Below are 20,035 nucleotides of genomic sequence, written 5' to 3'. Positions count from 1 at the left end.
TTCCTATCGGTCACAGGTCGATGGTGTCGAGCGCTTGGTAGAGCGGCTGGTACAGGGCCCGGACCAGTGATTGGTCGACGGGCTCGGCGTTGGAAACGTGGCTCAGGTAGTAGTGCAAGGCGTTGTGCATGCTCAGCAGCAGACTGGTTTCGGCTGTGTCTTCGGCCTGCATACCGGCTTCGCGGGGCGCGAAGGCGGCGTCGACGAACACGACCCGGGCCGGCACGCCGCCGCGCACGAGCCTGCCGATGACCTGCCACATGACCACGAGTTGGTCCCAGGTGAACGCGAGCTTCTCGTCGTCGGGCAAGCTTCCCCAGGACAATCGTCGTGTCAGGAACCGCTGCCAGGTGTGCCGGGCGCGGCGACGGAACTCGCGCCCGGCGGCGTCCGGGGTGCCACAGGCCAGTGCCATCTGGCGGAAATTGCCGCTGCGCACGTAACGCACCGCCCAGTCGTTGACCGACTGGATTGCCAGGGCTATGTCGTCCGGGCGGGGGTGTGGACGGGCGAGAAAGTAGACGGTGCCGATGGCCGCTTTCCCTCCAGTCAGCACAATGTTGTGCCCTCGCTCGACTGCCAGCAGCGGAGCGACCAGGATCTCCCCTCCCGCGTTCGCGAATGAGGCGACGTCGCCGCGGCGCAGGGTCCGTACCGTCGGGTCGCGGGGCAGGGTCTGCCAGGCGTCGTCGAGGTCGGCGTCGTCGGAGACCAGGACCGTGACTCGTCCGTTCCATTCCGGGATCGCGTTGAGATAGCTCGCGGCGCGTTTGGATTCGGCATAGCTGCCGACCAGGAGCAGGATTCGGCGCCGGTCGGGGTCGGTGATGTCGGCGAGTTCGTCGGCGAGCTTGCTGGTGGAGCCGGCCAGGCTGGGGTCGGCCTCCGCGAGCAGCCGCAGCATCTGGGTTAGTACGCGGGGGCGCAGGTCCGGGTTGGTGCCGGACAACTGGAGCGCTACCTGTCCGGCGCCGTCGGCGTACAGGAACTCCTTGCGGAAGGTCGTCTTGAGGATGGCGTCGACCTCGTCCTTGTGCGGTCGCAGGACCGCACCGACGGGATGGTGAATGTGGTATCGGCTTGAGGTACCGGCCCAACTGGTCGCGGACATGAGCAGCACAGCAGGTCCGGGACGGTCGTCCACATTCGGCATCTCGTGCAGGTTCAGCAGCAGGTCCCGCCCCAGTCCGTTGCAGCGGAAGAACCGCAGTGAGCCGCTACGAGCGTCCGTCAGACCGGGTTCCTGGACCTGATCGTCAAGCTGGAACTGGAATCCGAGCACGTTGCCCATCGGCGACTCGGGGATGATCGGCTCGTAGTCTTTCGGCGGCCGGCGTGACAGCACGTTGGAAGTCGCGTCGAGATTCAGCGCGGCCTCGACCCGTGGCCACAGCATCGTCATGAAGTCCAGGCGGTGGTGCAGAGCGGCAAGAACAAGTGTGAACTCGAATTGCATCGCGTGCTGTTCGATGCGAGCTTCGATGGCTGGGTCGTGTTCGACGAGGCCCAGCAGTGTTGTCCGTAGGCGATCCCGTGTGCGGTCGCTCTGCGAGTGCAGGAGCTCCAGAGTGAGGGCCACCAACTCGTTGGCGGTTGACGTAACGGTGTCGGAGGGGTCGGCGTCTGCCGGCTGCAACGGTTGGTCACGAAATCTGTCGAGGATGTCGCTGACATGGTCGCGTCGGCGGGCCCGCTCGTCGGTAGCTAGGCCGGTGTCGTGAAACAGGTCGTCTGCACTGTCGATCGCAAGGTCGGGGAACCAGGTGTTGAGCAACCAGTGGTGCAGGGTGTGAGCGCTAAAATAGTCCGCCACGATCCAGTGGCGCAGCGACTTACTGCGCGTCAGCATGCCGTAGAGCCGGTCCGCGGCCGTTGAAACGGTGTTCAGCGCGTTGATCCAGTCATCGATGAACTGTTGGGACAGCTGGAGTCGCCCGAGCCGGACCAGTTCAGTGATCTTGTGGCTGTGGACTTCGTCGAGCCATGAGTCCTGCCCTCGGCCGACGAGGGTGGTGGCCGGTGCGAACGCTGTATCGAGTTGCATCTGCACCCGATCGGCTTCGTCGACGATGATCAGGTCGGAGCGTTGGCAGGCAAGTTCCAGGTACCGCATCCGTTCGTCGATCTGATGGGCGGGTACCGCGCTGTGGATGAGGCTCGCCGGCGTCGCGACCCAGATTGCTGCGTCGACCAGCTCACGGGCACCGTGATGGCGTGGGCACCGAGCCCAGAGAGGGCATCCGTGGCGCTCCGCCTTCCGTCCGCGCGCGGAGGATTCGCCGTGTTCGTCGTTCATGACACCGGATGTGTCATCGCGCTTCGTGGCGGGATACAGCTGGGCGCAGGGAGCTTCGCGGATGCGAAGCGGCCGGTCCGCCTCCAGGCCACGCAACGCATCAACGGGGCAGGCGCTGTTGACGAACGCGAAGCCTGCATGCTCGTGGCTGAGCATGTTCGCGGCGCCGGCGGTGGCAAGGCGGCGGTGGAGCCGCTGGATGTGCCGTTCCCTGGTGGAGTGGCCGAGGATTGGTGCGGCCCTGACGCCCAGCGTGTTGAACACGCCGACGATGTTGAGGGCTTCGGCGACATCGCCGACCACGATGGTTATCTTCATCTGACGGTCCGCGCATACGAAGGCGAGGATGTCCCGGAGCGTGCTTTTGCCGGCGCCGACCATGCCTACCATGTGCAAGATCTGGTGGATTGCAAGTTTCTGTCCTGGTTCGAATCTTTCGGTGCCTTCGCTCCGGCTAAGAAGCTCGACGCGCCGTAGCCGCTTCAACCAGCTGTTTGCCTTGGTATCCGGGTTGGCGGCTTCGATCCGGTCCATCGCCTCAGCAGCGTGCTCGAGCTCCGTGTAGTTGACGGTGATGGCCTCGCCGTTGGTAACGGGAGGCATTGTGAGGTCGTGGCGTGACGCGGCAGGGCCATGGGCCAGGTCTCCGAAGGTGACGGAGTACGTGCGGTCGCGTACTGGGAACCAGTGCTCACCTGTTCCGGCGATGGGTAGTGTGCTGCGTTCGAACATCGGCGGGCTGGTGAGCAGTTCCCTGTAGCGGTCGAAGCGTTCGTCGGCGCGGGCGGGGGTGAGCCGATCAGGGATCGTGTCGACGTCTTTGACGTCGTAGCCGCGCAGGTCGCGCGGCACGGCCTGGTAGTCCCGGATGGCGGAGTGCCAGACCCGGCGACGCCGTAGCGACCACATGTAGTGGCGAGCTCGGCGCACCATAAGCCGTTGCTCCTCTGTGCGGACGTCGCCGAATGCCTCGCCGTAGGGGTAACCGCCGAACAGCGTCCATGCGTCAGCGGCGGGACGGCCTGGCATCACCGTTTCCAGTAGGTACAGCCCGAACTCGACGTTGAGCAGGTCGCCCGGAGTGAACGATTGAAGGGTGGCGGGCCATGTCGGGCGCAGCAGCTCGGTAAGCCCGCGGTGCCACTGGTTCCGGCTACGCATCGGATCCTCCCGAATCGGTCGGCCCTGTTGCGTGGCTTGCGCGTCGCAGCTCAGCTCGGAGCTTCGTCAGGAGGGCCTTGTCGGTGTGGAGCTTCACTTTTCCGCGAAGGTCGGCCGGCAGGTTCCGGTTGAAGACGCGCTGGTAGTCCTCGCGCTCAACGAGTCTGTACGCCGGCACCACCAAGAAGGCGTGCGTGAACGGCGGGACGGTGCGGAAGGGCGTCGTGGTCCGGCCGAGGAGTGCCGGGCTCGCCCGGTCTTTGACGTCGATTGCCCACACCTGGCCTGTCGGTAGGGTGATCCGCAGGTCGTAGGCGTCGTAGTTGGGCCACATCTCCGCTGTCAGGCGCAGTTTGCCCAATGCGATTTCGAGATCAATTTCTGCCAGTCCGGGCCCGGTGATGAATACCCGCAGCGGGCGACGCAGTTGATGGACACCGCCGCCGGTGTGCGCCAGCAGTTCTCGGCCGATCTCGTCGGTCCCGTCGCGTTTGCACCGATCCAGCTCGCAGCGCAGCGCCCCGCTGGTGATGGGAACCATCAGGCATCGGCATCTCTTGCAGGTGCTGTAGCGGCCGTCGCGCAGATATGCGGCGGGCGCCGGCTCGTAACAGCTGCGGATGACGGTGAGCACCGGGTGCAGGTCGACATCGGCCGACAGTTCGGCAAGTTCCGCGCTCGTGAGCACCGGCCTTTCGATCATCAGCCGGCGCAGAGCTGTGTACGAGTCGGGGGCGTGGGCGGCTCGACAGGTGGAGATGGCCTCGTTCATCAGCAGGTTCTCGAATTGCTCGGTCGTGGGGTCAGCGCTCGACACCGCCCACTCCAGACAGAACTGGGTGGGCGAGGTGGTCTCGGCGTCGACCAAGAGCTGGTGGTCGCTGACTTCGGCGTCGAACAGATCCAGCGGCCATTCTGTGACTGGTCTGGTCCGTGCCCATCGCGCCATCTCCGGCACGCTGCCCGGTGGTGTCTGGCCTCGTCGCAGGCACAGCAGGACAAGCTGGTCGAATGCTCGCTGAACGACCGGTTCGTATACCGGGTCGCCCGGGTGCGGGCGCCTGGAGAGGGCCATGAGCGCGGTTGCGACGGTGCGCAGCAACGGTTCGCCGTCGAATACCGATCCTGCCTGCGGCCTCGTGCGTGTGGCCATCGTGCTCACGCCTCCGTCTCGGCTGATCGCAGGTCGATCGGTGGGCCGTCATCGGACCCGGGAAAGTCCGGGCACCACATTCGAACGGGGCACATCTGGCAATCTGGGCCGGGTTTGGTGACCGCAAGGTCGTCGCGGTGCCACGGCTCAGCGAGCGCTGCGACAATGACGCGCGCCTTCGCCACCACTTCAGGGTCGCCGACGTCGAGGAGTTCGATGTTCGAGCTGGTCGGGGTGAGCGTCTCCAACTCGATCCGGTGCTGGCGAGTGTCGCCGCCGAGGAGGTTCGACGCGAGGATGACGACGCCCAGCGCGAGTTGTGGGTAGAACTGCAGCATGTCGTCGCCCATCCATCGGTGTCGTTCTTTGGTCTTGACCTCTCGCCACACCCGGGCCGGCCCTTCGGCGTACAGCAGGTCTGGTGTGGCCAGTACCAGGACGTTCGCGACGGTGTCGTAGAACGACAACTGCGGCTCTGCAGTTGCGCCGGTGATCTGGTCGTGGTGGAGGTAGGGGCATATCTGCCGATGCCGCCGCAGCATCTGCGCACCGCCTTGTGCGAGGTCGCCGGTGAGCTGTCGTCCTCCCGCCGCCCAGTTGCCCGGGTCCGCGGGAAGATCTTCGGCGGTGCAACACCGTCGAGGAGTCCGCGAGTGGGCGTTCTTCAGCATGTCGTGGACGGCCAGCCCTCGTTCGGCTTCCGGGCCGTACTCGTTGAGCTTGGGCAGGCGGATAGACCGTAGGTGCTGCTGGGCGGGGCATGCAGCGTGGGCGCGGCCGTCACGGATGGCGTAGGAACGGAGCGGTTGACCAGCCCGGCCTGCTATGCCGAGCAGGTGCGGCGCGCGGTTCACCGCGTCACAACTGGTCAGTTGCTTGCAGTCGAGACAATCGGCGCTCGGGATCCGATCACCACCACCTTCGAGCGGCCTGATCGAACTCCTCCCGTGAACCGCGAAGTACTCCTCAGCTTGGGCGACGGTGCCGTCGAACAAGACTGCGCGTGAGCCGTCCAGAAGCCCTACCTCGACGACCCGTACCCGTTCGGCGCGCGGAGCGGCACTAAGGCGAAACGGTTCTGACCAGGGTTTCGGCCAGGCCGCTGGTTCTCCTACCGCGGTCGTGTACGCCGCGACCGCGATCTGCGAGGACGGCCGTGACCAGTCGCCTGCCCTTCCCAGGCGCAGGAACCGGAACTCGCGGAGAGCCCCGTCTGCGGTTCGGTATCGCCGGCCCCACGCATACATCTCCCAGGTCGGCTCCGGACGCTGTCCGGAACGTTGAGTGACCCAGTGGTCCTGAACGGCTTCGAGGGGGTCGTCGCCCCCCTCGGCGGAACTCGCGATGTAGCACTCCGCAGCGTGCCGGATCCAGGTGAGGGTCCCCGCGTGCAGGGTCTGGTCGTCGGTGAGCGCGTCAAGGGCATCCCGCAGCGCGATGCCCTTGAATTCGTGCTGGTTCAGCACATCCATGAGCCGTCCCAGCGGAAAAGTCTCGTAGCGCGGGTCCGGACGCCTCGGGTACACCCGGAGTTTGACGGCAGGTCGCACCTTCGCGGCCAGTTGTTCGGGGCAGGCCGCCTGGTCGTTCAAGTCCTTGGCCGAGACGCGGATGAGATCCGGATCGCCGGTCATGCCATCCGGCATGCGCCAACGCAGATTCAAGATCGCCACCTTGCCGTTGAGGTCGGGCGCCCCCGAGCCGGCAGGCGACTCACCAATTAGAGGGCAACGTGTGAATGGTGTCAACCACGATGAGTCGTAGAGTCAACCAACCGGTGTGAACTCGGCTGCCGACCGCTAAGCTACTGTTCGGAGGAGATGATCGACTTGAGACGGGAGCTGCGCCGTGGCGGAGGGTGTCGAGGTAACCTCGGCGGACATAGCCCGCCTAGCGGCTGTGCGGCCGAGTGCGGTGACAAACTGGCGCCGTCGACACACCGACTTCCCGGCGCCGATCGGCGGCAGCGACAAGAGCCCCACCTTCAACCTTGCCGAGGTCGCGGAATGGTTGCGGCGGCAAGGCAGGCCCTTGGAGATTCCGCTCGCGGACGTGCTTTGGCGCATGGTGGATTCGCTCCGGGACACCTCGCTCTCCACCGGCGACAACGTCGGCGTCGTCGGACTGTTTCTGCTGCATCTTCATGGTGATCTGACGGACGTGCCTGATGATCGACAAGGATTCACGAGGGCGCTCACCCGGGCGGAACATGCAATGCTCCTTCGTGGCGACCGTGTGGTCGCTGGGCTAGTGAGTCTACTGACGCCAATCGAACTTACGGATGATCAATTGGCGGTTCTCCGGATGGCCGGACAGTGCGCGCTCATCGACACGCCGTCAGCAGTTTTTGATCACGTGTGTCAGCGATACTTCGAGCGATCGGCAATCAACGGCTTCTCCCCGACACCACCCGAACTCGCAGAGCTCATGCTGGATTTGGCTTCAGCGGGAAGGGGAACGCTTCTTGACCCAGCGTGCGGCAGTGCCGAGATTTTGATCGCTGCCACGAAGAGGGGGTACCGCCAACTACTCGGCCAGGAGACAAACTCGGCTTTGGCACGTATTGCGGTATTACGTTTGACCTTTGCGACACCGTCGGCGACCGGTCCCTTGTTCGACGTTCACGAAGGCGACTCGTTGCGTGATGATGCCTATCCGACCGGAAATGCGCACGCAGTCGTGTGCAGCCCTCCATTCGGCGAACGAAACTGGGGACACGAGGAATTGAGTCTCGATGCCCGCTGGGAATACGGCGTGCCACCTAGGGTGGAATCAGAGCTCGCCTGGGTCCAGCATTGCCTTGCCCATGGCGGACGGGGCTCGACCGTTGTCATGCTAATGCCCCCGGCTGTCGCTTCGCGGCCGTCGGGCAAAAAAGTGCGTACGGCGCTCGTCACACGAGGGGCAATACGAGCCGTTATCGCTTTGCCACCACGGCTGGCCGCCCAACACTCCGTCCCCTTACAACTCTGGATCCTGCAACCCCCTTCTGCAGCGCCGAATCCTTCATCAAACATCATGTTTGCCGATGTGAGTGATCGGAGTGCGTCGACGTCCGCCGGCGAAAGTTCCGCGTGGACCGTCGTACAGGACCTCGCCACGCGGGCATGGACCGCGTTTCAGAAGGACGGCAGTTCGACTGGTGGAGTAACGCAGGCCAGGGTGGTACCTGCACACAACGTTCTGACCGACGGCGTCGACCTCACCCCACGTCGTTACCTACCCGCCCCAAGCCGTGGCGTATCGGACGGCGACCTGACGGCGCTGCGGCAACAGGTCCAGGCACTCATGACGCAACTTCAGGGCGCGATACCGTCCACCGGACCGGCAATAGGATCAACGCCCTCATCGCGGGCAGTTTCATTGCACGATCTCGCGAATACGGGCGCCATCTTTATTCGCCGTACGCACGCTCGGGACGTTGATGATGGTTCGGCGACATCTCCGGTTCCCATCGTGCGGGCCGAAGACCTGGTCCGAGGAACGCGACCAAAGGAGTTGGTCCCGATTTCCGACGATCCGCTTCAATTAATACAGGAAAACGATGTACTTGTTCCAATAGCCGCTCCTCGACTGATTGCCAGAGTCGCAGGCGAGGAGTATTCGGGTGCATGCCTGTCGTCGTCGGTACTTCTCATACGTGCGAACTCAAGTCTTGTCGATCCATGGTTCCTGGCTGGCTATCTATCCAGCCTTAAGGGTGACCACCAGGCGAGAATATCGACTGGAAGCCCAAGGGAGCTGCTTCGTTTCGATCCTCGTCGCGTACGCCTTCCGCTTCCAGATCTCACCACCCAACAGGCGTACGGGCGGACATTCCGATCACTTTCCGATTTTGAACGAATCTTGCGTACGGCGAACGAGCGCGCCGAACGACTAATACGGGACTTAACCGACACTCTTGCCGCTGACCTGTCCGGCGTCATGCCAAGAGGAACGCATGACGCGTCACGTTCAGACCCCATGAATATCGGCGATACGGGCGTACCAGCTCTACTTGGCTCCCCTCCTCGATGACTCAGTGATCGAGGTCAGCCGCGACCTCGGTGTGCAGGCAGCCGGAGGTACCTTTTAGAGCATCGGAAGCCTCCGGTGGCACTCCGATCAGCCGGTTCGCGCGATACCTGCTCCAACTTGCTGGACGAGAACCACAACCTGCTTGGCGCAGGTGATGGCGGCCTGCAGGAGGCGGCAGGCGCCCTGAAGCCCGTGGGGGTGCAATAGCCCGGGTCGAGTGGCCGGACAACGTTCAGGCCCTCGGCGACGACGACTGCTTCGAACTCTATTTCCTTCGACTTGTGTATGTGTATCAGCGGGGTGGCAGCTGAAACCTCAGGCGCATGCTGCGGCCGGTCACGCGGAAGAACCCGAAACCACCGGCGGCCAAGGGATTCGGCAAGATGTGGAGGCGGCGCCGTGCCGGGTCGAGAGCGTGGGTGACGAAGGCGATGAGGTACTCCTCGTCGGCGGCGAGGGTCTGCGCTCGGCGTACCTCGGACTCGCCGAGGGCGATCTGGAGCGTGGCGTCGACAGTCGCCTTAACCTCGATGAGGATCCGCTTGTCCTGCGCGTTGACTAGGAAGTCGTAGCCGAGGCCGTCATCCCCGTCTTCCGGAAACCGCGTACGGCGGTAGCGGGATTTCCAGGTGGTCTCGGGTGGGTAGCCGAACTGATGCTGGATCCACTCCCCGACCAGGATCTCACCGGCGAGGCCAACCCGCGCGGTCACTTCCGGCGGCGCCGTGGGTGCCCGCCAGCCCCCTCCGGTGCCAGCCGTGCCAGAGCGGCCGGGATTGCCTGGCGGCGCGGCCGGCAGTGCGATTGGCTGAGGCGGCGTCGCCAGGACTTCAGCTGGGACGTCTGAGCGGACTTCATCGACGAACGCTTGGGTCTCCACGGCGTCGTGACCGAATTTCTTGGCTCCGTAGAAGGTGACTGTTGAAGCCTGATGCTGCAGTTCGGTGGCCCGGGTCAGGCGTTCTCGGGCGTTGGCCAGGTCCTGTTCGGTGAGATTCATAAGCGCGGTCTCCCGCGGCATCGTCTCCGGCCACTGTTGGTGGGCGTGCAACCATCGGATGACGTGGGCCTGGGTGAGCCGACGAAAGTCCATGCTGCCGTCTGATGCCATCGCGGCGGCGACCGCCTCGGGCTCACGGGGCCTCTGGGTGCTGCTCGTCGCGGAGCGGTGCAGCCACGCCTCCACCATGGTTCGGGCGGCCACTGTCGCCCGTATGGCGGTGCGATGGCCGGCATCCCTAAGCTCCTTTACGGAGGGTAACCGTTCAGTCGTTGAAGCGGGTTCCGGCGAGACCCGGTCAAGCCATCCCGCGACATGTTTATCGAGCACCGATTCGGATAGATCCCAGTAGCGATCCAGCCACTTCGGGTCGGGGCCAAGGTCGGGCAGGTCGCGCAGCCGCAGGTAGTCGGTCAACGGTTCGCCGCGCTCCGCCACGGCGAGGTACCGGTCGCGCAGTTTGTCATGGATCTCAGCGCGATGCTGCTGGAGGTAGGCCGAGAACTGCCGGGCATGTCCGTCTCGGTTGTGCAGCGGTGTCAGGCCCGTGGCTCGGAAGCCCACGTTCGCGGCCGCAAGGCTGACGCCCAGCTTATCGATCATGGAATGCAGATCGTCCTCGTCGGCGAGAGTGAGGATCCTGTCGGCGTCTACGTTGCGGTCTGCCAGCCAGGTGCGAAGGTCGTCGCGTCCGTCGAACGGCTCCCGCCGGTCCCGGAGTTCTTCGGCCACACCGGTGTCAACGACCGCGAGAACGGTAACCACCGCCGTGTGGTCCGACAGGTGGCTGGTGCCGTCGAGGACCAGCGCCTGCAGATCTTCGACCGGCACTCGCAGGGCCGTTGCGATGTTGGCGATCGTGGGGGATTGTTCGCCGCAGATGCGCTGTAGGTCGATAAGTGCCAACTCAAGCGAGCGTTCAACCTGCGGGAAGCCAGCCAACTCGGCCAGGGACCCGCACGCGGTCCGCAGCAGCGTCCAACGGTCAGAGCTGTCGGCCGCGACGACGATGCGGAGCTTGCCGTCGGCCTCGATGAGAAACGACCGCGGAATGACCCAGGCGCCGATCGGGTTGCCGCCGAGGCTGGCCGCGATCGCGATCGCCACGGCGATCTCGCACTGGCCGAGCCGCCGGTGGGCGAGCGCGAGTTGCTTGTTACTGACCGTCAGGAACGAGTTCTGCTGAAACTCCACGGCGCCGAGCACGACGGTGTGCAGCCACCGCCCCGTGATGTCGTCGAGGCGCCGGTATGTGAGATCTGCTGCTGGTGTGCCGTCCGCAGTGATGTCGAGGTTACCGCGGAGGTGCGAACCAGTCGCCGGGGGCCGGAGCGCTGCAGGAGGTCGTGGACCTGGCTGGCAAGCCGGCGGTTCTTGATCGCGAGCATCGCGACCGGCGTCTGGCCGAGGAGCCGCTCCTGGGCGACGCCGGTCTCGTCGCAGACGTACACCGGCTCTCCTTCGAGGTCCAGGTCGGTTACCTCCAACTGGGCCTGCCGGGCGACGATGATCCGATGCGGAGGCTCGGCAGCCGTGCCGAGGTCCTCCCACGCCTCCTCGTACGCCTTCCGGACGCTGGGCGGGATCGAACCGCCCTGCGGGCGGTGCCGCCCCACCAGATCGGTGAGCTCGTCCAAGCGGCTCCGCGCGGTGGTCTGGTCATCCCAGAAACGGACGCCGAGGCGAGCGAGTCGCGCCAGCACTCGCGGTGTCGCCAGCCCGCGCAGATTAGAAGGTTGGGCGCGTAGGTAGTCGGGCGTTTCCGCCTTCTGGAGCCACCATGCCTGGTCGGGTGACGCGAAGCTCACCCGTGTGCGATCCCCGGGCGCGGTCTGCGGGATCCAGTCGGCCGTAGCCAGAAACGCCGCGACGAAAGTCGGCCAGGCCGGCCGCATAGCGTCGGTGTCGCGTACAAACTGAATTTCCAGCGTCGAATCTGGCCAGGAGTCGAGCCCTCGCAGGATCAGCTCCGCGTAGAGGCGGCGCGCCCTGGCGTCAAATTTCGCCCAGTCCCTTTGGGCTGGGAGAAACGCGACGTTCGTTGCCGGCTGGTAGTACACCGTTTGATGAAGTGGCCCCCGTCGGGGCCACCTCGCTGCGACCTCGCGCCAGCGTCGCTGGTCATCGCCGGACACCGGGATCGACAGATGGCCTGCGGTTGTGGGGGCGCCGACCTGTGAGCCACGCAGCGTTAGCGCGCTCGATCGGATGTAGTTCGGCATGATCCCGTGGCGGACGCCGGCCGACTCCAGGAACGACCGCCAACGGTCCGGGTCTATGCCGCCCAGATGGGCGGGCTCGACTGTTGCGTCGCCGATACGCGCGATCTCGGTAGAAACGTCGCCCGCCGCGACGACCAGTTGCGCGAGGCGGGCGTCGACGTCGCCGGTGTCGCCACCCCAGCCCAGCCCAAAGGTGGCGGTGTTCGCCGTCGTCCAGCCCGACTTGGCCGGCACTCGCAATCGGGCAGTACGGACAGCCTCGGTACTCAGGTCCCGAGGTCCACGCCGCCAGACCTCGAAAGCAAACTCCAGACACCGCTGCAGCGTCTCGGTCTCGCCCACATCGATCGCCCGCATGGTCGACCCGATCAAGCTCAACACAGTGTCGGTTCGATAGTCCCTGACCAGATTCTGCGTGTCCAACCACACGCGACCTGGACGCCGACGTCGCTCGGCCGTCAACCACGGGATGCTGGCCAGCATGAAGGCCAGCCGCGTTCGCACCGCACCGGGTGGCACGTGCGGCCCGGCCCCGTCGTCGGTCGACCCGACGAACACACTTCGCTCACTGCCTGGCGACAGGAGGTTTCCCTCGTCGTCGATGAGGATCCGCCGGTCACGTACCGCTTTCTCATCGAGCCGTTCAGCCGCGAGGTCGTCGTAGAACCCAGCCCATACTTCCGGCTCCACCGATCGGGTCGCCAACGCCGCCGCGACCGACTCCGCGAACACGCCAACATCCGTCGAGCTCGGCTGTGCCAGGACGCCGAGATCACGGGCTAAGACCGACAGCCGGGTCCTTCGAGCGGTGTGGAGCGCCGTATCGACGATCGGGGTGCTCCCAGCGGCGGCGACCGCTTCCGCGGTGAAGACGGTGCCCCGCCCCGTCCACAGCTTCGCGGTTGCCAGCGCCGCTCGGCCGCGATCTGGTCCGAGCACGGGCACCAGCAACAGCTTGGTGAGATCGACACCAATCTCGTCGAACGCCTTCCGAAGACGAGGAAGTGCCGCACTGGACCAGCAGACGAGGTCAAGACCGACGTCGCCGGGCAGGCCGGCTGGGTCGGTTACGGCCTTGGCGCACAGCCGGGCCACCTCGGTGAGGAGCAGGTCGTTCAAAGGAATCGACGGCGAGAGGCTTCGGCGGTCGAGCTGCGCGAAGAAGGGCGCGTTGACAAACGCCGGCATCGGCGCGGGTGCCGCCTCGCCCATCGGCAGAAACGTGTAGAGCCGCCCGCGTTCCAGCGGCCGGTCGACGGGGACCGCGACACACACCTCAGCGTCACCCCGCCAACGCTCCCAGCCGGAGTTCAGACCGTCGTCGTCCCGGCTCTGCTGGATGATCCGGATCATCTCGGCTTCAACGACAGTACGGCGCAGCAGCAGGTAGGCGCCCCCGTCGACGCGAACCTCCTCCATCGCGGGGGCAACGGGACGACTCGAACGGTTGAGCAGGTTTGTATTGTCGGCGCCGACGGCGGTGCGCGTACGGACTGCAATTCGCCCGACCCGCTCCAGAAACAGGTTGAACGGCACGTCCGACGACGAAAGCTCGGCCAGCTGGGATCGGGTTCGCTCCCGCGCCGCCGCGGAACGGAGAACGAGCCGTATAACCGTGGCGAACCCGTCCTGCTCGAACTCGCTCACACGTGCCGGGATTTCGTCCGTCGGGACGGTGACTTTGAGAGAAGATACGTTCGCGCGCAGCGCCTCGGCAAGGTCCGGCCGGTCGGACGCGACGCGTGTTGCAAGGTCATCGAAGTCAGCCGGTCCGGCGAAGCGGAAGCAGAATCCGTCGAAGGTGGATGATTCCGGGACGGACCGGCTGTAGACCTCGGGACTCGCCGACAGCTGAAGCACGCTTTTGAAGCCGACGCCTTTGTTCCCGATGCCCTGGTCGGGACGCTTGCTGCTCATTGCGATCCGGCACATCGAGTCGAAATCGTCCACACTCACTGGTTGACCGCCATTGGCGACATAGAGCACTCCGAACTCAAGTTCATCCTCAGCGAGCAGGAACTCGATCCGGCCATCTCGTCTATCCGCAGGATGCGCGTCATGGCCGTTCTGCAGCAGCTCGACGACCGTCCGCCCGTCGTAGTCGGCCGCGATAACGCCCTGGATGAACTCCTTCTGTTCCCGTGTCGCCGGCTGGCCCAACCGCTCGCCCTCCAGGTACAGCTCGGCGATGCTGTCTGCCTGCCGAATAACCCGGTCTCGGAAGTCGCTCACAGCCTCAGGTTGCCATAGGCGGGTGCGAGGGGAGCGATTTCCTTCGCCGTTCGTCTGCAACGCTGATCGCGTTCGTGCCCGCTGCTCCGTTGAAGCCGGTCAATTCGGTTCTGCGGCACACCAGCGCTGCCCTGGGCCGACAGGCTGTTCGCGGGTGCGCGGCCCTCGACATGCCAAGCGTGTGCTCGCGCACGCCGTGTCAACGATCTCGAAGTGGGCTACCGACGATCCGTCGAACAGTCGAGACCGCCTCGCCGAGGGGGATTCGTTCCTGTTCTATGCGCCGGTACCTCGTCCATGCCTCGGAGGTAAGGCAGTGGAAGAGCTCCGTCTCTGCGTCGGTGAGCAGTGGTACCGGTCGTGGCGTACGTGGTTGCAGAGGTCGACCACGCGGGTCGAGATTCGTGCCGTATCGCTCCCATTCGGTATAGGCGGATAGATCCATGAACAGCGAGGCGGCTGGGACTCCTGCTGCGCGGAACTCGTTGAGGATCTCCAGCCCGTCGGCATCCATATCTCCCCAATAGAATATGTGGCTGGCCGCGACCAGCCACGGCAGTGCCGCGACCGTCGTGCCGCCGCGGCCGACACCCTCGACGCTTATGCCGGCGTCCAGTTCGGGGAAATGAATGGCGGTGTCCTTGTTCTCGGAGATCACCACAACCTGGGGTTGGTACGCCGGCGTCATGTGGTCGTCGACGGTTGCCGAGTCGTGCCAGCGCAGTCCGGCAGAGCGGTGGACGGGGTCGAGGTAGGTGAAGTGGACCCGCGGAGAGTGTGGTGGCAGCAAGCCAAGGTCTTCACGGGATGCTAGACGGCGCACCAGGCCGTGCCGGTGGTTGAGCCACTTGGCGTGCAGTCCTTCGATCGGTACCTGTCTGGGAGTGAGGCCTGTCGCGTCATGCGACGCGAACCAGACTCCGGCACGGCAGAGCAGGTCGAAGTCGACATCGCTCAGGTCGTCGACCGCGGCGACGGTCGCTGCGAGCACGCCCGTGCGGACGAGGTGCGGGAACTGCTGGGCGAGGACCGTGGCCCGTCGGCGGCCCAGTTCTAGTCGCTGGACCCAGGCCGACCCACACAATCGGGCGGCGTTGTCTACATCGCCGATGACGACATGCGTAGGAAGTTCCTGATCGGTGCCGTGTACGAGCCGGGTACGGGTGCGCAGCATCGTGCCGTGCGCGTGGCTCCATGCCCGCCAGTTAGTCGCCCACGCCGCGACAGCGGAGAAGTCCCTAGCGAGACCGGCCGATGCGAGTTGTCCGAGCGGGAATGCGTACGGCCAGGCAGCCGGCAATGCTTCCGCATCCTGGGGCTGCGGCGGGTAGTGGGTAGAGGCGATGTGGTGCGCCCACGTGTTACTGAGCCGGCGTTCGATGTCGGCCAGCAGCCGCTCGATGGTCTTCACCGCGGCGGGTGCCGTTCCGATGTGACCTGTACCGCTGGGGAAGCCGCGCCGTTGACCGGGCCGCGGGGGGAGGGCACAGTCGGCGGTGGCGCGGCAGTGACCGGTGTGGCGTCGGCGATGCGGGCGACGAAGGAGTAGTGCGTGGTCGTGTTCTTGGTGATCGCGAGCAGCTGGTCCATGTGCGGCTCGAGTGCGGTCACTTTGTCCAGCGGCGCGCCCACGATGAGTTGGAACCCGAGCCCTTTCCATGCCTGCACCGCTCGGCCGGCGAACTCGGCGTCGGACTTGACGAAGCCTTCGTCAAGGAAGACCGGCGCGAACCGCGGACGGGCGCGCAGCTCGTCACCGAGCCGGAACCGCAGCGCCGCCCCTACGATGAATGCGACCAGTTCCTGGCTTTCGCCGCCACTCTTGCCGCCAAGGGAGGAGTGCGTGCTGAGCAGCTGTCCGGCGGCGTCGTAGCGTTCGGCCGTGATCTCGACGTGTCGGCGGACATCCAGCAGCCGGTTGCGGTCGCTCAAGTCGGCGACGGCACGGGGGTCGTCGCGGCGACGGATACAGCGCATGAACTGTTGCAATTCATGAAAGCGTTGCTCCATCTGCTGTTCGGGCAGCTCCCGTGTCGCACCGGAGGACAGCACCCGAAGCTGGCGGCGGAACTGGGCCACGGCGTCGGGGGCTAGCCGGCGCAGTTTGATCCGCAGCCGGTCGCGGTTGGCGCCGAACGGCAGGTTGCGCAGGATGCTGTTGATCGGGTCGAGGCGTTCCTCGATCTCGTCGATGGCCGACTCCATCGACCCGGCGAGCGGCACAAGATCTTCACCGCTCCACTTCATCAGCCGTTGCCGCCATGTTTCCCGGCGCTCGTGTAGCCCGGTGGTGAGGATCTTCTCCAGGATGGCCGCGTAGTCGGGGTATGAGGACACTGTGCGTCCCAGATTGGGGTCCTCGAACTTCAACTGGTAGGCGTTGAAGATCCGTTCAAGTTCAGTCTCGGCGTTACGGGCCTGGGTGCGAGCCGACTCGAGGGTGGAGGATAGCCGCTGCCGCAGCCGGACCAGGTTCGTCGGGAACTGGCGGAGATCGTCCGGGTCGGCGGGGACGACTGCCACGGCGAAGTGCAGGTCGAGGGCTGCAGCCTGTTCGTTGGTCAGCGCGACCCGCCGTTCCCGCTCGACTCGGGCCGATTCGGCGTCGACCGTCGTCTGCTGCTCCAGCAGTTCCGACGCCTGATCGCTGAGCCTGGTCTCGCGCTGGTCGAGAGAGAAGCGGTGCCCGCGTGCCTTGTCCAGTTGCCCGCGCAGGTCCTCGATGCGTCCTTGAAGGTGCTGCAGTTGATCGTCGGCGTCGAGAATCGCCTGACGTGCACGCTCCAATTCGCCGATTCTGGCCTCGACGCCGGCGACGTCGATGTCGTCCCAGTTGACCGCCCGGATAGCCTCGTAGGCACCGCGGAGCGCGTCGAGGCCGTCCCGTTCCTCGTCGATCGAGGCTCGCTCCTTGTCGATCGCGTCGAGCCCGACCTTGATCCGGTTGAGCTCATGGTCGATATCGGCGATCGTGTCCTCGTTACTGAACCCGATGATGTTCGCCTGCTCGCCCCGGCCGTGGGTGCCACGTGCCCCGGACCGGGTCTGCCCGGCGAGCGTGACTCGGTACCCGATGCCGGCAAGCTGTGTCGCCGTTTCCACGCACAGGGCGTTGCGGGCGGGATCGGATACATGCTGGCCGACCCAGCCGGCGAACGGAGACTCTTTGAAAACCAGTTTCCCCGCGATCCGGTCCGGGTCATGGTCAACGCGACCATCCAGGCCCGCTGGCACGCCCTCGAACGTCAACCGGCCACGCAGCCGCAGCGGGTCGATGGCTGCAGAGAACGTCTCCAGCCGGTCGCGCGGCACAAGCAGCAGCCGGGCGCTGGCGCCAAGCACGGTCTCCACCGCCGTTCGCCACCGGTCCTGGCCCGGAGCGATGTCGATCAGCTCGGCGAGGAACGGCAACTCGGCGACGTCCATGCCGGCGGCCCTGGCCACATCGAGGCGCAGATCGTCGAGGAACTTTGTCACGCGCCCGGCCCGCCCGGCCAGTGAGCCACGCTCTGCGGTCAGGTGCTTACGGCGTTCCAACAGCGGAAACTCGCGGTCCCGGAGGCCCTCGCGCCGCTCCAGCAGAGCTCGCGTGGCACCGGGGTAGTCGGCGGCGAACTGTGCTGCGGTTGACCGTAGCCGTTCGAAGGCGCCTCGGTCGTCGAGCGGCACGGTCAAGCCGGTGACGCGTTCAGCAAGTATGGCGCGACGGGCTAGGCGCTCGTCGCGGCGCTGACGTTCCTGGTCGGCCTGTTCGGCCAAGGGTTCGAGTTCGCCGCCGCCTGCGTCACGATGCGCGGCTTCGGTCGCGGCGAGTTCTTGCTCCAGCGACTTCACTGCCGCAGACGCCCGGATAAGATCCGTTGCGTTGCGCGCCTGCTCTTCCTGGTTGACGGAGATCGCCGTGTATAGCAAAGCGGTCTCACGTCGCAGCCGCCACAGCACGATCGGACTGTCACCGATCGTGGTAGAGCCAAACCCGTCGATCTGCTCGACGGTGTCTCGCGCCGTCGTGAGCTCGGTGTACTTCTGTGTAATCGGGCCGAGCAGGTCTGCCTTCTGTTGTTCGGTCTGCATCGCCAGGTAAGCGGCCTCGAGATCGTCGAAGTGGCCGATCGCCCGATCGGCAGCCTCGTACGTCGCCGGGCGTTCCAGCACCATCTCCTTGTACAGTTCGTCGACGGTTCGGATCTGATGCCCGGACTGGATGCGTACGAGCAGCCGTAGCGCCTTTTCGCCGTCACCGTTCGCGCCGATTCCCAACCGAGTGTGTAGGCGAGCGGCGAACGCGGCGTAGCTGTCATGGGTCGCCATGCCAGGAAACGCTGCCTTGAGCGACTTCGGGACGAACAGCGCGGCGGCGTGCTCGGCGAGGTCGGTAAGGTCCAGTTGGCCTTCGTAGCTGGCCATCCGCATGGTGATGTCCCCGACCTGGGTTGCGCGCGCGGGAACGTAGTACACGCGCAGTGCTGTGAACAGGCGGCCGTGATCGTCGACGAACGTCATTGCAACGGCGCCCCACGTAGGACGGCCGTCGCCGCGCAGCACCTTTGGTCGTGCCCGGCCGTGATCGTCAGTCGTGGTGTCCGTCTGCCCCCGCAGATACGACAGCAGGTTGCGTTGTTCGGCGCTGCGTGCCCGGCCCGCTACAGCGTCGTTCGACGCGCCGTTGAATGGGGTGTCCGACGGCATCATCAGGGCGATGTACGCGTCGAGCAGGGTGCTCTTGCCTGTGCCTGATGCGCCCGAGACCAGCGTCGCGCCGGGGTGGAAGTCGAAACGGACCCGGCCTTCGAACCCGCCCCAGTTCACTAACTGAAACGAGTCGGCCTTCCACTGCAACGTGCCGTCGGTCGCGCCAGCGACGTAGAACAGCGGGGTGGGCGGTTGACTGCTGGGCTGTGAGATCGACGAGACCTGCAGGAGCGCTGGTTGGTCAGGATCGCTGATCGTCACTGCGCGTCCCCGTCATAGGCGATGTCGTTGCTGATCATCTCGCTGCCGTCTCGGTCAGTGCGTGCGTCCTCGCCACCGTGTCGTCCGCTTAGCCAGCGCAGGAGTTCCTGCAACCGTTCCAACGGCAGCACCACGTCGATAGCCGGGCTGACCTCGAATCGGTCGGCAGTGCTCGCGCCGATCAGCAACCCGGCCCGATTGAGGCTCTCGATCGCCTTCACCGCACGCCGACCGTCGGCGACGTGGTCGGTGGCGTGTGCTGGACGCAACGCGGCCACATGTTCGACCATGTCCTGCCGCTCTACGAACGAACGCGACGCACCAGCGGCCTCCTCCGACCGACTCCGGATCCGCAGGTACACCATCAACGCTGTCTCCTCCCGGCTCCACGCGGTGTCAAACAGCAACGTCGGGAACCTCCCACCGCCCTCGGGAGCCACCTGCCGCTTGTAGGCGACCTCCCGTGCCGCGTCGAGGTGAAGATCGAGGAACATGTCGTTGAGCCGTGACCGGATCGGGCGTGGATTCGCGATCAGCGTCCTCCACTCCTTCGGATGGCTTTGTGCGGTGATGAACCGCTGCTTGAGCAGCGCCACCAGAGTCCGACGCTGCAGCAGTTCCAGCGCGCCCTCGTCCCCTTCGAACAAGGCGACACTGCTTGTCGACTCCCGGTCAGAATCGTCCCAGCCGTCGATCGAGCCGTTGGCGAGGAAGACGTCGTCGAGGCTCATGCCTACTCCGATCCCGCAGACGCACCGGATCTGTCGGCCGTGGACTCAACGATCCCGTCGGGCTGATGCCGAATGGGTGCGATCAGGGGAACCATGAGATCTCGCTGAGAAGAGTCAGGCCGCACAGTGTGGTAGATCTCCTGATGTTCGTCGTCGCGGAGGAAACCGCTCAGATTGGTGATCAGGTGCAGCAGGCCAAGGACTTCGACCGGCCGACGTAGCGATTGATCCAACGTGTCGAACAGGGATCCCAACGACGCCAGCGGCCGC

The 20,035-nt window shown here is 65.4% G+C and carries 9 protein-coding genes and 1 pseudogene; 1 reads left to right on the top strand and 9 read right to left on the bottom strand.

Annotated features, from left to right (window positions below; genetic code table 11):
* Positions 1-10: 10 nt before the first annotated feature.
* From Vau01_RS55810 to Vau01_RS55800, 3 genes are read right to left on the bottom strand one after another with little or no spacing between them, the layout of a single operon-like run.
* A complete protein-coding gene (locus Vau01_RS55810) occupies positions 11-3,457 on the bottom strand; it encodes a pPIWI_RE_Z domain-containing protein (protein WP_204010728.1) in 3,447 nt (1,148 codons plus the stop codon).
* Positions 3,450-4,610: a pPIWI_RE_Y domain-containing protein gene (locus Vau01_RS55805; protein ID WP_239152823.1), complete on the bottom strand. Its 1,161-nt coding sequence runs from the start codon at positions 4,608-4,610 to the stop codon at positions 3,450-3,452. Before Vau01_RS55805 ends, Vau01_RS55810 begins: the two co-directional genes overlap by 8 nt.
* Positions 4,611-4,615: 5 nt before the next feature.
* Positions 4,616-6,274, bottom strand: a complete 1,659-nt coding sequence (locus Vau01_RS55800; RefSeq protein ID WP_204010720.1) for a PD-(D/E)XK nuclease family protein — start codon at positions 6,272-6,274, stop codon at positions 4,616-4,618.
* 184 nt (positions 6,275-6,458) lie between these two features.
* Between Vau01_RS55800 and Vau01_RS55795 the strand changes: the two genes are divergently transcribed.
* A complete protein-coding gene (locus Vau01_RS55795; RefSeq protein WP_204010718.1) occupies positions 6,459-8,627 on the top strand; it encodes an N-6 DNA methylase in 2,169 nt (722 codons plus the stop codon).
* Positions 8,628-8,919: 292 nt separating this feature from the next.
* Here Vau01_RS55795 and Vau01_RS55790 read toward each other — a convergent pair whose 3' ends face one another.
* The 6 genes and pseudogenes from Vau01_RS55790 to Vau01_RS55765 all read right to left on the bottom strand — a co-directional run.
* Positions 8,920-10,821, bottom strand: coding sequence for a protein NO VEIN domain-containing protein (locus tag Vau01_RS55790; protein WP_204010712.1), 1,902 nt, complete (start codon positions 10,819-10,821; stop codon positions 8,920-8,922).
* Entirely contained in the window at positions 10,794-14,081 is a 3,288-nt protein-coding gene (locus tag Vau01_RS55785) for a sacsin N-terminal ATP-binding-like domain-containing protein (protein ID WP_204010710.1), read from the bottom strand. The genes Vau01_RS55790 and Vau01_RS55785 overlap by 28 nt, the downstream gene beginning before the upstream one ends.
* Before the next feature lie 199 nt (positions 14,082-14,280).
* A complete protein-coding gene (locus Vau01_RS55780) occupies positions 14,281-15,492 on the bottom strand; it encodes a Wadjet anti-phage system protein JetD domain-containing protein (protein WP_204010708.1) in 1,212 nt (403 codons plus the stop codon).
* Positions 15,489-19,034: an ATP-binding protein gene (locus Vau01_RS55775; protein ID WP_204010706.1), complete on the bottom strand. Its 3,546-nt coding sequence runs from the start codon at positions 19,032-19,034 to the stop codon at positions 15,489-15,491. The genes Vau01_RS55780 and Vau01_RS55775 overlap by 4 nt, the downstream gene beginning before the upstream one ends.
* Positions 19,031-19,765: a DUF4194 domain-containing protein gene (locus Vau01_RS55770; RefSeq protein ID WP_204010703.1), complete on the bottom strand. Its 735-nt coding sequence runs from the start codon at positions 19,763-19,765 to the stop codon at positions 19,031-19,033. The genes Vau01_RS55775 and Vau01_RS55770 overlap by 4 nt, the downstream gene beginning before the upstream one ends.
* 2 nt (positions 19,766-19,767) lie before the next feature.
* Positions 19,768-20,035 (bottom strand): annotated as a pseudogene (locus tag Vau01_RS55765) (DUF3375 domain-containing protein); the annotation flags it as partial.

It is taken from the genome of Virgisporangium aurantiacum, from assembly GCF_016863635.1.
Lineage (GTDB): Bacteria > Actinomycetota > Actinomycetes > Mycobacteriales > Micromonosporaceae > Virgisporangium > Virgisporangium aurantiacum.
This window is presented reverse-complemented; position numbering and strand designations above follow the sequence as displayed.

Bases quoted from the DNA above. Each gene is read 5' to 3' on its own strand.
- Vau01_RS55810 (WP_204010728.1), bottom strand. From the start codon at position 3,457: ATGCGTAGCCGGAACCAGTGGCACCGCGGGCTTACCGAGCTGCTGCGC.
- Vau01_RS55805 (WP_239152823.1), bottom strand. From the start codon at position 4,610: ATGGCCACACGCACGAGGCCGCAGGCAGGATCGGTATTCGACGGCGAA.
- Vau01_RS55770 (WP_204010703.1), bottom strand. From the start codon at position 19,765: ATGAGCCTCGACGACGTCTTCCTCGCCAACGGCTCGATCGACGGCTGG.